The following is a 1,273-nucleotide window of genomic DNA, read 5'->3' as shown; positions in this document are numbered from 1 at the left end:
TTACAGGTTCGGGTAGATGGGGAAGCGGTTGCAGAGATCTGCGACCTGGGCGCGGACGCGGGCTTCGACTTCGGAGTTGCCGTCTTCGCCGTTGGCTGCCAGGCCGTCGACCACTTCGATGATCCAGTCGGCGATCTGGCGGAATTCGGTCTCGCCAAAGCCGCGGGTGGTGCCGGCGGGGCTGCCCAGGCGGATGCCCGACGTGATGGTCGGCTTTTCCGGGTCAAATGGCACGCCGTTCTTGTTGCAGGTGATATGCGCCCGGCCCAGGGCCTTTTCGGTGGCGTTGCCCTTGACGCCCTTGGGGCGCAGGTCAACCAGCACCACATGGGTGTCGGTGCCGTGGGTCACGGTGTCGAGCCCGCCCTTGATCAGCTGATCGCTGAGCGCCTGCGCATTGATCACGACCTGCTGGATATAGCTTTTGAACTCGGGGCGCAGCGCCTCGCCAAAGGCCACGGCCTTGGCCGCGATCACATGCATCAGCGGGCCGCCCTGAATGCCGGGGAAGATCGCCGAGTTCACTTTCTTAGCGATATCTTCATCATTGGTCAGGATCATGCCCCCACGTGGGCCGCGCAGGGTCTTGTGTGTGGTGGTGGTCGCCACATGCGCGTAGGGGAACGGGCTGGGATGCTCGCCTGCCGCAACCAGACCGGCGAAATGCGCCATGTCCACGTGCAGATAGGCGCCGACCATGTCGGCGATCTCGCGCATGCGGGCAAAGTCGATCTGACGCGGGATGGCCGAACCGCCCGCGATGATCAGCTTGGGGTTATGCTCTTTCGCCAGCGCCTCGACCTGATCATAGTCCAGCATGTTGTCCTGCTGGCGCACGCCGTATTGCACGGCGTTGAACCACTTGCCCGACTGGTTGGGCCGCGCGCCGTGGGTCAGGTGGCCACCGGCATCCAGGCTCATGCCCAGAATGGTGTCGCCGGGCTGGATCAGCGCCTGGAACACGCCCTGGTTGGCCTGGCTGCCCGAGTTCGGCTGCACATTGGCAAAGCCACAGCCAAACAGCTGCTTGGCGCGGTCGATGGCCAGATTCTCGGCGATGTCAACAAACTCGCAGCCCCCGTAATAGCGCCGGCCCGGGTAACCTTCGGCATATTTGTTGGTCATCACCGAACCCTGCGCCTCCATCACGGCGGCAGAGACGATGTTCTCGGACGCAATCAGCTCGATCTCGTCGCGCTGACGACCCAGCTCAGACCGGATCGAGCCAAAAAGCTCAGGATCGCGGTCCGACAAGGACTGGGTGAAAAATCCG

1 protein-coding gene is annotated in these 1,273 nt (G+C 63.4%); it reads right to left on the bottom strand.

All coding sequences use genetic code 11. The features are described from left to right. A partial coding sequence (gene glyA / locus AC2FLZ_RS21985) for a serine hydroxymethyltransferase (RefSeq protein WP_480521574.1) occupies positions 1–1,273 on the bottom strand: 1,273 nt, incomplete at its 5' end.

The organism is Ruegeria sp. YKSF131, assembly GCF_059612645.1.
Note: the sequence above shows the minus strand (reverse complement) of the source record. Positions and strands in the feature narration are given on the sequence as shown.